The sequence below is a fragment of the Oceanobacillus luteolus genome (genome assembly GCF_042678205.1).
Lineage (GTDB): Bacteria > Bacillota > Bacilli > Bacillales > Amphibacillaceae > Oceanobacillus > Oceanobacillus luteolus.
In genome coordinates this window covers 167,184-181,177 of sequence record NZ_JBHUDE010000005.1, presented here as the reverse complement: position 1 = coordinate 181,177, position 13,994 = coordinate 167,184, and the positions used below count along the sequence as shown (strand labels likewise).

At 41.2% G+C, this 13,994-nt stretch carries 12 protein-coding genes; 5 read left to right on the top strand and 7 right to left on the bottom strand.

Annotation, left to right across the window (positions count from 1 at the left end):
- The 4 genes from ACFSBH_RS01375 to ACFSBH_RS01360 all read left to right on the top strand — a co-directional run bounded on the left by ACFSBH_RS01375 (position 1) and on the right by ACFSBH_RS01360 (position 5,332).
- Positions 1 to 471, top strand: coding sequence for an acyl-CoA thioesterase (locus tag ACFSBH_RS01375; RefSeq protein WP_379595673.1), 471 nt, complete (start codon positions 1 to 3; stop codon positions 469 to 471).
- Between the two features lie 263 nt (positions 472 to 734).
- A complete protein-coding gene (locus ACFSBH_RS01370) occupies positions 735 to 2,012 on the top strand; it encodes an MFS transporter (protein ID WP_379595671.1) in 1,278 nt (425 codons plus the stop codon).
- Between the two features lie 170 nt (positions 2,013 to 2,182).
- The gene (locus ACFSBH_RS01365; RefSeq protein ID WP_379595669.1) at positions 2,183 to 3,571 is read left to right on the top strand and encodes a DHA2 family efflux MFS transporter permease subunit; all 1,389 of its coding nucleotides are present in this window, start codon (positions 2,183 to 2,185) and stop codon (positions 3,569 to 3,571) included.
- A gap of 135 nt (positions 3,572 to 3,706) precedes the next feature.
- Positions 3,707 to 5,332 carry a catalase gene (locus tag ACFSBH_RS01360; protein WP_379595667.1) on the top strand — a complete coding sequence of 542 codons (1,626 nt, stop codon included), beginning with the start codon at positions 3,707 to 3,709 and terminating at the stop codon, positions 5,330 to 5,332.
- A gap of 47 nt (positions 5,333 to 5,379) precedes the next feature.
- Here the strand turns inward: ACFSBH_RS01360 and ACFSBH_RS01355 are convergent, their stop codons facing one another.
- The 5 genes from ACFSBH_RS01355 to ACFSBH_RS01335 form a co-directional block, all read right to left on the bottom strand.
- Positions 5,380 to 6,252, bottom strand: coding sequence for a metal ABC transporter permease (locus ACFSBH_RS01355; protein ID WP_251517153.1), 873 nt, complete (start codon positions 6,250 to 6,252; stop codon positions 5,380 to 5,382).
- Complete coding sequence (locus ACFSBH_RS01350) at positions 6,249 to 7,160, bottom strand: metal ABC transporter permease (protein WP_379595665.1); 912 nt, start codon at positions 7,158 to 7,160, stop codon at positions 6,249 to 6,251. The genes ACFSBH_RS01355 and ACFSBH_RS01350 overlap by 4 nt, the downstream gene beginning before the upstream one ends.
- Entirely contained in the window at positions 7,138 to 7,899 is a 762-nt protein-coding gene (locus tag ACFSBH_RS01345) for a metal ABC transporter ATP-binding protein (protein ID WP_251517149.1), read from the bottom strand. The genes ACFSBH_RS01350 and ACFSBH_RS01345 overlap by 23 nt, the downstream gene beginning before the upstream one ends.
- A gap of 5 nt (positions 7,900 to 7,904) precedes the next feature.
- Positions 7,905 to 8,849, bottom strand: coding sequence for a metal ABC transporter solute-binding protein, Zn/Mn family (locus ACFSBH_RS01340; protein ID WP_251517147.1), 945 nt, complete (start codon positions 8,847 to 8,849; stop codon positions 7,905 to 7,907).
- Positions 8,850 to 9,111: 262 nt separating this feature from the next.
- On the bottom strand, positions 9,112 to 9,744 hold the full coding sequence (locus ACFSBH_RS01335; RefSeq protein WP_251517144.1) for a hypothetical protein: 633 nt from the start codon (positions 9,742 to 9,744) through the stop codon (positions 9,112 to 9,114).
- 259 nt (positions 9,745 to 10,003) lie between these two features.
- Here ACFSBH_RS01335 and ACFSBH_RS01330 point away from each other — a divergent pair, with 259 nt between their 5' ends.
- Positions 10,004 to 11,623: an ABC-F family ATP-binding cassette domain-containing protein gene (locus tag ACFSBH_RS01330; RefSeq protein WP_251517142.1), complete on the top strand. Its 1,620-nt coding sequence runs from the start codon at positions 10,004 to 10,006 to the stop codon at positions 11,621 to 11,623.
- 82 nt (positions 11,624 to 11,705) lie between these two features.
- On the opposite strand, the gene ACFSBH_RS01325 is transcribed toward ACFSBH_RS01330, so the two are convergent.
- Together ACFSBH_RS01325 and ACFSBH_RS01320 are read right to left on the bottom strand one after the other, a co-directional pair.
- A complete protein-coding gene (locus tag ACFSBH_RS01325; protein WP_379595661.1) occupies positions 11,706 to 12,671 on the bottom strand; it encodes an L-threonine 3-dehydrogenase in 966 nt (321 codons plus the stop codon).
- A gap of 102 nt (positions 12,672 to 12,773) precedes the next feature.
- A complete protein-coding gene (locus ACFSBH_RS01320) occupies positions 12,774 to 13,964 on the bottom strand; it encodes a glycine C-acetyltransferase (protein ID WP_379595659.1) in 1,191 nt (396 codons plus the stop codon).
- Positions 13,965 to 13,994: the final 30 nt, after the last annotated feature.

Here is a 13,994-nt window from a genome sequence, read left to right as displayed (position 1 = left end):
ATGAACGAAGTATGGCATCAACATAAAATGCGAGTCCAATATAAAGATACCGATCGTATGGGCGTTGTCCACCACGGTAATTACATCACATGGTTTGAAGTCGGCCGGACAGAATGGATGCGACATTATGGAATGAATTATTACAAAATGGAGGAACAAGGTCTTCTCCTTCCTGTACTCCATGCAGAAGTGGACTATAAAAAATCTGCCCATTTTGATGATTGTGTTGTGATTTACTCTAAAGTAGCAACATACTCGCCTGTTCGGCTGGAGTTCCATTATGAAGCACGGAAAATCACGGAAGAAGAATATAAACAGATGGACACAATGACAACTGCAGAGCCATTTGGCGAACTGTTGGCAAAAGGTTCAACAAAACATATGTGGGTAAATCCAGAATGGAAACCTGTCCGGTTGAATAAAGTCGCGCCCGAGATTTATGATGCGTTACAAAATATGATGGAGAAATAAAAATAAAGCTCTGTTTATCTCTAAGGATAAACAGAGTTTTTTCATTGTTATCTATTCCAACCAACATTCTAATCGCATTTGTCCACATTGGACAATCTAACCCCAAATCAACTCCACTCATTTATCACAAATAACTAATTTTTAATGTTTTTGTAATGTCTCCTCTCTTTATTTTATTCGATTGCAATGTCCTCTGCCGTATCATGAAAGTACAAGATAAGTAATCATTTATTTTATTCATAATAATGAAGGAGGAAACAACATTGGCAAAAGCAGCTACAGAGATTCCTGTAAAAGAACAAAATGAGAAAAAAACACTCATTCCTTACTGGGTTAAAATTGTCACGATCTTCTTTTTAGGTTGGGTTGCCATCTATGCGACGCGATCCGTATTGAATCCAGTTATGGATAATATTCAAACCGAATTTGGTCTTTCCACTTCTACATTAGGTCTTATCAGCAGTATTTTCTTTCTAGGCTATGCAGCAATGAACGTACCGGCAGGAATGCTTGGGGATAAAATCGGTAAGAAACGTGTCGTCGTTCCTGGCGTTATTCTCTTCGGTATTTTTGCAGCACTTACAGGTATGATGCCAACATTCTTCATGTTCATCACCATGTGGGCAATGGTTGGTATTTTCCAAGGATTCTACTATGGTCCTTCTTACGGGCTATCATCCGAATCGATTCCACCTAAACACATCACTGTAGGTAGTGCGATTATCAACAGTGGGATGGCGTTCGGTATCTCGATTGGTTACTTTATTTCCAGTTATACGGTCGGTGAGCTCGGAATGAGTTGGAGAGCTCCATTCTACATTATCGCGATTCCCGTCATCCTGATCGGGTTACTCATGATGTGGGTCATTAAAGAAAAACGTAAAACGAAAGCGGAACATCAGGCTGAAGTTGATAGTGGTGAAAAAGTTAAACTTGGGGATCTATTCAAAAACAGAAACCTAGTACTTTCCTATATCGTCATTTTCACTGCAATCTATGCATTCTTCGTAGTCGTAACTTGGATGCCGTATTACCTACAGCATGCACGTGGTATTACAAGCGGATCGGTAGCATTTATTGCATCCCTTGTACCTTGGGCAGCTATTCCTGGTTCAATTCTGTTCAGTTGGATTGCCGACCGTATGGGTAAACGTCGTCCGGTATTGCTAGTGATGATGCCATTATCCATTATCGCCATCATTTCAATTGTTGCATTTGATAGCATGTGGGTACTTTATGCATCATTAATCGGTTACGGTATCTTTGGTAAAATCAGTACAAACCCTGTACTTGTAGCAGTAGTGGCAGACAACGCTCCAAAACATGCTTACAGTACGTCATTCGGTGTATATAACTTTATCGGTATGTGTGGTTCCATCCTAGCTCCGTACATCACTGGGTTCCTAACCGATGTTACTGGAAGCTTGAACATGGGCTTCTACTTTGCAGGATTCCTGCTGATTATCGGAACGATCGCAGCCGCAATGATCAAAGAGGACAACCGTCCAAACGTAGAAGGTGCAGCTACAGCGAACAACTAAATGAAATGGCACCCAATCCCCTCCCCTATTCCGGGTGGGGATTTTTTAACTTTCTATAAGAAAGATAAGTGGATAACAGGAGATAATGCTTGTCTGTTTCCAATTCATTCGGGCTCTGATATCTTAGTGTTAGTTGTACGCATTAGTTATAAAGGAGGAAACTGCATTCGATGACCCGAGAATTTTTATCTACAACACATAGAAGACTGCTAGTGGCAATCGTGCTATCCAGTTCATTCTTTTCAGTTTTGATGCAATTTCTCCTGATTACCGCTTTCCCTAAAATCATGGATGAATTTGAAATTAATGCAAGTCAAGTCCAATGGCTGACAACAAGCTTTATGTTGGCGATTGCGATACTTATTCCTATGACAGCATTTTTAATGGATAAATTCACGACAAGAACATTGATGACGAGTGGAATGTTCTTGTTTTTCATTGGTACATTATTAGGTTTATTTGCGCCTTCCTTCGAAGTATTGCTTGCAGGAAGAATCATCCAAGGAATGAGCTCAGGGATTATGATGCCGCTTATGCAAACCGTCCTCTTCCTTGTTTATCCACGGGAAAAGAGAGGTTATGCAATGGGGCTTTCTGGTCTCGTGATCAACGTGGCTCCTGCAATCGGCCCGCCCATTTCAGGAATCATCATCCAACATTTTGAATGGCGTGCCATCTTTTTATTTACACTTCCGGTAGCAGCAATCATCCTTGTATTTACTTATATATTCATGCAAAATGTAACGGAAAAGCGGGAAACTGAAATTGATATCTTATCCATACTTCTTTCCAGCATAGGTTTCGGCGGTGTTCTTATTGGATTCAGCATGGCCGAGTCAGACTTTGGCCGCACAAGCAGCATCCTGACTATATCGGTAGGAGTAATCGCTATTGTCCTATTTGCATTAAGGCAATTTCGTTTAAGACAACCTATTTTGGATCTTCGTGTTCTCAAGGTTCCAATCTTCGCTCTGTCGACGGTTATCACAATCATTGCCTTCAGTTTATTGATATCCATCGAAACGATCATACCGATGTTCGTGCAAAATGCACAGCAGCTATCCCCGGTCTACGCAGGTTTGGTTGTCGCTCCAGGAGCATTAACCTTGGCAATCATGAGTTTCTTCGCCGGCAAGATCTACGATAAACACGGCGGAAAAATCATGACGATCCTTGGATTTATCCTTATTTCAGCTGCAACGATCGGTTATTACTTTGGGGCAGAGACGTCCAGCTCTTTCCTGTTTACATCTGTCCTGTTTGCCATATCCATGGCCGGTGTCGCCTTCATCAATATGCCGATTATGACAGCCGGGATTAATGGGTTGCCTGATTCAGCCATTGCCCATGGAACTGCTATCATCAATACAGCCAGACAATTCGGCGGTTCGCTCGGATTGACGTTTATCATTTCATTTATAAGCAAGACTGCATCAGGAATGGAAACATCAGATTCATTGCAATTTTTACAAGGTGTAAAAAACGCATTTTTAGTTGCTTTCATCTTTTCAGTTACAGGATTACTGCTGTCGCTGTTTATGAAGAGGGATAGGAAATAATAGAATGATGCAAGGCATGTGGATTTGATTCACATGCCTTTTCCAACATTGGTACTTCTTTCTTTTATACGTATGTAGTTATCCAATATGGACAGGATAATTATAGACTTATATTTCAAGAAAGAGGGATTATGCATGAGTAAAGAGCACTCTGAGGAAAAATATGAAACACATGTAGAAAATGAAGACACGCTAACGACGCGCCAAGGACATCCTGTCACTAATAATCAGAACATCCGAACCGTTGGGAACCGCGGTCCTGCCATGCTTGAAAACTATGATTTCATAGAAAAAATCAGTCATTTCGACCGTGAGAAAATACCAGAAAGGATTGTACATGCCCGTGGTGCAGGTGCCCATGGTTATTTTGAAACCTATGGAACGGTTGGAGATGAACCGGCTTCCAAGTATACCCGTGCAAAAGTTTTTCAAGGAAAAGGGAAACAAACTCCTGTTTTTGTCCGCTTCTCTACCGTAGTGCACGGAATTCATTCACCAGAAACAGTAAGGGATCCGAGAGGTTTCGCAGTAAAATTTTACACAGAAGATGGAAACTGGGATTTAGTAGGTAACAATATTAAAATATTTTTTATTAGAGATGCGATGAAATTCCCGGATATGATCCATGCCTTCCGTCCAGACCCAGTGACAAACATTCAAGATAGTGAGCGCTTTTTTGATTTCTGTGCCAATTCACCGGAATCTTTCCATATGGTGACTTTCATCTATTCACCTTGGGGTATACCGGCCAACTATCGAATGATGCAAGGATCTGGGGTTAACACATACAAATGGGTAAACGCAGAGGGTAAAGCCGTTCTAGTGAAATATCATTGGGAACCGAAACAAGGAATTAAGAATCTGACGACAAAAGAAGCACAAGAGATTCAAGCGAAGAACTTTAACCATGCGACACAAGACTTGTACGAAGCGATTGAAAGAGGAGACTACCCGGAATGGGAGCTATTTGTTCAAATTATGGAGGACGGCCCGCATCCAGAGCTGGATTTCGACCCATTGGATGATACGAAATTATGGCCAAAAGATCAGTTCCCATGGCTTCCTGTCGGAAAGATGGTATTGAATAAAAATCCGGAAAACTATTTTAATGAAGTGGAACAAGCCACATTCGGAACGGGTGTATTAGTAGATGGATTGGATTTCTCCGATGACAAAATGCTTCAAGGCCGTACCTTCTCCTATTCGGACACGCAGCGTTACCGGATTGGAGCAAACCATTTGCAGCTTCCAATTAATGCGGCTAAAAAGCGGGTTGCGACGAACCAGGAAGGCGGACAAATGCGCTATGAAAATGATAAAGCCCCTGGACAAAACTTGCATGTGAACTACGAACCTTCAGATTTAGGTGGTCTTAAAGAAGCAGAGCAGCTTGGTAAAGACCATAAGCCTTATGTTGAAGGCGAGCTTGTCCGCGAATCAATCGACCGAAACGACAACACGAAACAAGCTGGTCAAACGTATCGGGAATTCGAGCAATGGGAAAAAGACGAGCTGATTTCGAACTTGGTAAACGACCTGTCCACTTGTAAAAAAGTGATCCAGGATAAAATGATTGCTTTAGCCGAGGAAGCGGATGAAGAATACGGACGCAGGTTGCGGGAAGGTTTACTTGAAGCAAGCAAAAAGACATCCTCGATGTCAGAGGAAACCGCTGAAGAAATGCATCCACTTGGAGCCAAAGAGGCTGACCAAGCTGTAGATGAAGCGATTGAAAAAGGCCACGATGCCGATCCATATTAATGAAAAGGTGATTGCACCCTTTTGGGGACAATCACCTTTCTTTTATTTTACATTTGACCAACAGGCTTCAAACGTTTTGCAATTAAACCATGCTTTGGTGAAAAAATGAAACTGATTAGAAAAACGACTCCGGTGGTAAATGCCATCGAACCGGATATGGATGTATCTATCCAGGCCGCTACATAATACCCAACAATAGAAGATACAACTCCAAATCCACCACTCAAGATAATCATAATAATTAGCTTGTCGGTCCATAAATATGCAGAAGCAGCTGGAGTAATAAGCATCGCAACAACCATAATTGCTCCAACCGCATCAAAGGAAGCGACAGTCGTCACGGAAACGAGCCCCATAAACAGATAGTGCATGAACAGTACCGGAATCCCCAGACTTGCTGCCAAAGCAGGATCGAAGGAAGTTAATTTCCATTCTTTGTAGAATGCAATTATGGAAACAATGACAACCACCAGTACGAAGAGCAACAATGCCGTCGCCTGAGGTATGTCCCCGATGAGCGGCAAAGTGATTGTATGGAAAGGAATAAAGGTGATTTCCCCCATTAAAGCATGTTGAACGTCAAGGTGGGCATTTCCAACAGAGGTTGAAATTAAGATGACCCCTATTGCAAATAGAGTCGTGAATACAATTCCCATCGCTGCATCATGTTGTACTTGCAGGGAATGCAGCGATTGCACGAGAAATGCAGTAGCAATTCCAGCTAAGATCCCACCAATAAGCATCGCCATTCCACTCACTTCTTTTGTCACAATATAGGCTAATACAATCCCCAACAAAACTGTATGGCTGATTGCATCTGCCATCATCGCCGTCTTTCGCAAAATAAGGAAAACACCGATAATCCCACAGGATAAGCCAACTAACGAAGCGGTCAATAAGATCCAGAATGTATAACTCATAATCGGCCACCCTCCTGCTTTAAAACTTCCATCTGTTTTTTCTGTTGGAATTTATATTGAATATAGTTGATAAGCAGCCCTTTTTCTTTGCCGAAAATAAGAGATACCATAAAAAAGCCCGCTCCAACTACTACAATGAATGGTCCTGTAGGTAATCCATTCCCCATGGTGCTTATCAGGGTTCCACTAACCCCCGACAGTCCACCAAATAACGCAGATAGCATAATCATCATTTGAAAAGATTGAGTCCAATATCTGGCGCTGACAGCCGGAATGATTAGTAAAGCTGCCATTAATATGACTCCAACAGCTTGAATGCCAATAACAATTGTTGTAACGAGCACAACCGTGTATAACGTGCTCATACTCTGAATGGATAACCCGAGGCCCTTTGCAAACTGTTGGTCAAACAAGTAGATTTTCCATTCTTTGAATCCAATAAACACGATCAACAATACAAGCACAGCCAAGATCAGCATCGTGACCACATCGGAGCGGACCATTGCAGCTGCTTGCCCGAAAATAAAACTATCAAGCCCACTCTGGTTACCTCCCGCAGAACGGTTGGCAATCGTTAAAAGCATAATTCCCATACCATAAAACACCGCTAAGATCATCCCCATCGCAGAGTCCTCTGAAATTCTACTCGAGGTCGTGATCCATTGGATGAAAAACGCTCCTACAAGAGCGCTGATTGCCGCTCCAATAATAAGAACAAACAAATTTTTCTCACCCAACAGTAAGAATGCAATAACGACTCCAGGTAATGCAGCATGGGAAAGCACATCACTCATCAGGTTTTGACGCTCCCAATATGCCATACAGCCGATTGCCCCAGCAGCTATACCTAACGTCATCGTACTCAGAAGCACCCAGCCCGTGTTACTATTCCACAGAATGGACAGCATACTCTCTGTTCTCTCCCATCCAACGCATATTTCCACCATAGGTTTTTGCGATATTCTCTTTTGTAAAAATCTCTTCCGTTCTACCATGGCAAAGAAGTGTCTTGTTAAGCAGAAGTACATGGTCAAAATAATCTTCTACCGTTTGTAAATCATGATGAACGACCATCACCGTTTTTCCATTTGCCTTCAATTCTTTGAGTATATTCATAATCGCCCGTTCTGTTGCAGCATCCACCCCGGCAAGCGGCTCATCCATAAAATAAAAGTCAGCATCCTGCACTAAGGCTCTCGCTAGGAATACACGTTGCTGCTGACCACCTGAAAGCTGACTGATCTGTCTGTTGGCATAATCCGCCATCCCCATTTTCTCCAGTGCTTCATAAGCCAATTGTTTATGTTTGCGGTTCGGCCGCTTGAGCCAGCCGATTTTTCCATATAAACCCATTGTCACTACATCTAGTGCGTCCGTTGGAAAATCCCAATCTACAGAGCCACGCTGAGGTACGTAGCCGATTCGTTTCTTCGCTTGTTGAAAAGGTTGATTAAAAAATCTCACTGAGCCAGTCAAAGCCGGATGTAAATTTAGTATTGTTTTCAAAAGTGTAGATTTACCCGCTCCATTCGGTCCGATAATTCCGGTCAATGATCCCTTCCGTATCTTAAAATTGACATTATTTAATACGGTCGTTTTCCGATAGGAAGCAGAAAGGTTATCCACTTGTAATATTATTTCCCCCATTTTTCTCACTCTCCCATCAACGCTTCGTATATTGTTTGGATATTATGACGGTACATCCCAATATAAGTGCCCTCATCCGTTCCAGGCGATCCCATCGCATCCGAATACAGCTCTCCTCCAAGCTCTACCTCAACACCTTCACTTTGAGCTCCTTCAATTACCGCTTCAATTGCACTGGAATTGATGCTGCTCTCTATGAAAATTGCAGGAACGCGGTGTTCCTTAATAAGTGCAATTATCTCGTTTATATCAGATATACCAATCTCATCTTCTGTGCTCAACCCTTGTAAACCGATCACTTCAATGTCATGTGTATTGCCAAAATAGCCAAATGCATCATGAGCCGTGACAAGGATACGTTTACTATCAGGAATATCAGATAACTGATTTGCTTCTTCTCTCAACTTCTCCAATTCACTAAAATACGCAAGCTTATTTTCTTCAAAAAAGTCTGCATCCTCTGGAGAATAAGCTTTTAATTCCTCCACGGCGGCATCCAATGCAGCTTCCCAGAGATCAATATCAAACCAGATGTGCGGGTCAATTGCCCCATCCTCATCATTTAAAATTCTTTCTTGAGATATCGCTTCTCCAATTGCAAGAACAGGCTTAGATTTTCCAATCGAATCAAAAACTGGAACCATATTCACTTCCAAATTTAAGCCATTGTAAAAAATAATCTCCGCATCGTCTACTTTTGCAATATCGCTCTGAGTCGGATTATAAAGATGTGGGTCCACCGACGGTCCCATCAAACTCTCCACTTCTAACCGGTCTCCACCAATCACTGATAACGGCTCACCGATCTGAGCGATTGTCGTCAATACTTTGATTTTTTCATCCGATTCCTCTGATGCCGAAGATTCCAATTCCCCACCATCACAACCAGCGAACAAAAGGCCAAACGCAAAAACTGTGACTAGCCATAACTTTTGCCTGAACACTCTCATCTTAGCTCCCTCCTCTTTTGTTTACCTTACGCAACTTTTATAGTTACATACAGAATATTCGCGTTCATGGTTTTTGTCAAGAGGATTTTTAAAAGATATTTCGAATAGTTGAACGTAGAGTTAACAGCAAGTGAATCAGCAATAAGATGTGCCGATCATATTAAAGAAAAAAATCCAATCTTAAGGTTGGATTTCTTAGCTACTACAACATGTAATTATATAAATATAGAAAAAAGAGCCTTTCCACATAGAAAGGCTCTTTTTATTTAATGACTAAACGCTTAAACTTATTGGATATGTTATAAATAAATGATTGCTTTGGTGTTGTCTGATCGCCTAAAACAAGACGTGTCGACTCAGGTTTAGTCATTTCGACTTGATATTCTTTCAGTTTTCCCTTATATATTAAACGGTTATCCGGGAGATTTCGAATATCGTGTGGCGTGATGAAACATGTCGGTTTATCAAATGTGAACCGATCCGATTCTTGAATGACGGTCGCAACGAATTGGGAACAAAATAATGCAGCACGTCGCTCGATTTTAATACGGAGCAGTACACCAAATAGACCGATGAAATTGTAGCGATAATCATCCTGTTTCGCTTCAAACTCATGTATTTTTTTCATCATTTTATTATAATCACACTCACTGATCGCTTGAGAATATATAGCACAGTCAGCATTTGCCATAAAGTCACTCGTAATATCTTCATGGACAAATCCACCGATAAACGGATTTTTCGGACGCTTTCTTCCAAAGCTGTATAAGGTTTGAAAATCCTTCGTAAAGGATATGGATACGTGATTCAATTCCTGCTTGGTGAAAAAGTTAATGAGCTTGGCGAGACTTGTACCCGTATCTGTAAACAGGAAATAAATCTCTCTTTCTTCCATAATGATTCCCCCTTTCCCCCGCCACTCAAAATTATTGAGCTTCATCTACTATTACACAAAAATCGCATTTCGCCAAGTACTTTTTAATTCAGTCAGGAAATTTACATAAAGTCTTGTATCATCTATGTTTATATGCGATTTTTGATTGACGAATCCACTTAAATAACGTAAGCTTACTGTGATAGTTAGATTACAAATGTAAAGGTTACTCGCGCCATTTGCGGGCGGCCTAGATTTTTTATTTGGAGGATATAATATAATGATTACCGTTACAAATGTAGGCTTACGATATGGCGATAAAAAATTGTTTGAAGATGTCAACCTAAAGTTTACTCCTGGTAACTGTTATGGAGTAATTGGTGCAAATGGTGCAGGAAAGTCAACTTTCCTAAAAATATTATCTGGTGAAATCGAGCCCCAAACAGGTAACGTTTCTTTGACGCCGGGTGAGCGGATTGCGGTACTTAAGCAGGACCACTTCGCCTATGAAGAATACCCTGTCATTGAAGTTGTACTGATGGGTCATAGTAAATTATACGAAGTTATGAAGGAAAAGGATTCAATTTATTTGAAAGAAGATTTTACTGAAGAAGATGGAATCCGTGCTGCCGAGCTGGAAGGCGAGTTCGCTGAGATGAATGGCTGGGAAGCAGAATCTGATGCCGCCATCCTTCTTAAAGGCTTAGGAATCGGTGAAGAGCTTCATAGTAAATTGATGTCTGAGCTTGCAGAAGACGAAAAGGTTAAAGTGTTATTGGCACAAAGTTTATTTGGTAATCCCGATATCCTTTTACTGGATGAGCCGACAAACGGACTTGATATTCAAGCAATACATTGGCTTGAGGAATTCCTGATCAACTTTGAAAATACAGTAATTGTCGTATCCCACGACCGTCACTTCTTGAATAAAGTTTGTACCCATATTGCTGATGTGGACTTTGGTAAAATCCAAATTACAGTAGGAAACTACGATTTCTGGTATGAATCAAGCCAATTAGCTGCAAAAATGGCTCAAGAATCCAACAAGAAAAAAGAAGAAAAAATTAAAGAGTTGCAAGCCTTTATTGCGCGTTTCAGTGCTAACGCATCGAAATCCAAGCAAGCAACATCAAGGAAAAAAATGCTTGATAATATCACACTTGATGATATTCAGCCTTCTTCGAGAAAATATCCTTATATCTCTTTCACACCGGAACGCGAGATCGGGAATGATTTGCTTCGTGTCGAAGGATTGACGAAAAAAATCGGTGATACGGTTGTACTGGATAATGTGAGCTTTACGATGAACAAGGATGATAAAATCGCTCTTGTCGGCCGTGATGATATCGCAAAAACAACACTGTTCAAAATCCTTATGGGTGAAATGGAACCAGATGCCGGTACATTCAAATGGGGAGTAACTACTTCCCAATCATATTTCCCTAAGGATAACTCGGAATTCTTCGAGGGGAATGAGATGACTTTAGTAGACTGGTTACGTCAATTCTCTCCGGAAGATCAAACGGAAACTTTCCTCAGAGGCTTCCTTGGAAGAATGCTGTTTTCCGGTGAGCAAGCTCTAAAGAAAGCAAATGTATTGTCCGGTGGAGAAAAAGTTCGTTGTATGCTATCTAAAATGATGCTATCCAATGCGAACGTACTTCTTTTGGATGAGCCGACAAACCATTTGGACTTAGAGTCGATCACTGCACTGAATAATGGTTTGATTAAATTCAAAGGTTCGATCCTATTCGCGTCCCATGACCATCAATTTGTCAACAGTATCGCGAATCGCTTAATCGAGATTACACCACAAGGAATCATCGATAAAGAAATGAGCTATGATGAATATGTGCGCGATCAAGCACTTCAAAAAGAAATCAACAAAATGTATGCATAAGAAGATGCCTCTCTCAGGAGAGGCATCTTTTTGTTTATATCTTTTACCTAACTCGATATGTGACTATTTTCATGCAAGCAAACTAATCAACTAACGCATTCCTATTCTGTAACTTCACCACGAGCTTATTCAGCATATCTTTTGTCATTTTATCTAAATTATATTCATACTTATAATCCCATTCTTCCCTAGCCGCACTGGCATCCAATCGATTGGGCCAACTGTCGGCGATACGCTGACGAACAGGATCCACATCATATGTCATTGTAAATTCCGGTATATGTTTTTGAATCGCTGCCGCGAAATCTTCTGGAGCTGCTGAAATGGCAGTGATGTTAAATGCATTACGATGAATAAGTTTATTTGAATCCGCTTCCATTAAATCGATGATTGCATGAAGGGCATCCGGGAGATACATCATATCCAAGTATGTCCCTTGTTCGAGGTAACAGGTGTAGCATTTATTTTTTAATGCCTCATAGTAAATTTCTACCGCATAATCTGTCGTTCCTCCACCTGGCAACGTTTTGGAGGAAATGAGGCCTGGATAACGAACTCCCCTTGTATCCACCCCGTACCGCTCGTAATAATAATCACAAAGCAATTCTCCCGCTACTTTATTAATTCCATACATCGTTGTCGGACGCTGCAATGTGTCTTGAGGTGTGTCATCCTTAGGCGTTTCCGGACCAAAGGCCCCAATGGAACTTGGGGTGAAGAATTGCAAATCCAACTCTCGAGCAACTTCCAATGCATTCAGTAGTCCACCCATATTTAACTTCCAAGCAAATATCGGCTCCATTTCAGCTTTATAAGAAAGCACTGCAGCTAAATGCATGATGGTATCCACATTATGATATTTCGCAGTTTCATAGAGTTTATTTGCATCCATGACATCGACTATTTCAAATAAGGAATCGCCGCGTTCTCCTTGTGGCTCCTTAATATCTGTAGCAATAACATTGGTTTCTCCATAAATATCTCGTAGTTTCATGACCAGCTCGGAACCGATTTGTCCACTCGCTCCAGTTACGAGAATTTTTTTCATAGCAAAAATCCTTTCCTTCTATTGTCTCTAAATTCAGTTCAACGAATACTTAGAGAAGAAAAAGAAAGCTCCCCCCACTCTAATACTCCTATGTCATTGTATTCAAATCATGCCCATTTCCTTACCAATTTTCTCATAAGTTGCAATGGCTTGATCAAGCATCTCTTTCGTATGTGCTGCTGTCGGCATATTACGAACACGTCCTGTACCTCTTGGGACTGTCGGAAATACAATCGATTTCGCATATACACCAGATTCAAACAAACGTTTACTGAATTTCTGTGTCAGTTGTTCATCACCAATGATTACTGGAGTAATCGGCGTTTCACTATTTCCAATATCAAAACCTTTATCTTTCAAACCTGCTTTCAGATAATCTGCATTCTCCCAAAGCAATTGGACGAGCTCGTTACTTTCCATCAGCATATCGATCGCTTTCGCACTAGCTGCTGCATCGGCTGGAGTTACTGCGGTTGAGAATAGGAATGGACGGGAAGCAACTTTCAGCCAATCAATGAGATTCTTCTTCCCTGCCACATATCCTCCAACAACACCAATCGCCTTTGATAGGGTACCGATTTGGAAATCCACTTTATCCTGCAAACCAAAATGTTTCACTGTTCCTGCACCATTACCAAGCACACCCGAACCATGAGCGTCATCCACATAGGTGATTAAATCAAACTCCTCAGCAATTTCTACAATCTCCGGTAATTTAGCGATATCCCCATCCATCGAAAACACACCATCTGTAATGACCATCACTTTATTATACTGACCTGATTCCACCGCTTCTTTCGCTTTCTTACGAAGATCATCCATATCCGAATGATTGACACGAATAATTTTCGCCTTGGAAAGCCGGCAACCATCAATAATCGATGCATGATTCAATTCATCTGATAAAATTGCATCGTTCCTATCCATGACAGCAGAAATGGCTGCCATGTTACAATTAAAACCAGATTGATAGGATATCGCTGCTTCCGTACCTTTAAATGCAGCAATCTTTCTCTCCAGTTCCTTGTGTAAATCCAACGTACCATTTATAGTACGCACAGCACCTGCTCCAACTCCATGTGATGCGACAGCTTCATTTGCCACTTGCTTCAACGTATTATTTGTGGCAAGGCCCAGATAGTTATTGGAAGAAAGATTAATAAGTTCCCTACCTCCAATCTGGATCGTTGGCCCGTTAGCTCCCTCAACTATATCTATCTCATTGTATAATCCTCTACTCTTCAAATCTTCTATATTCTCATCTAAAAACTGCTCCAACGCCTTACTCGACATAAAAAAACCTCCTTCACCCGTAATGATTGC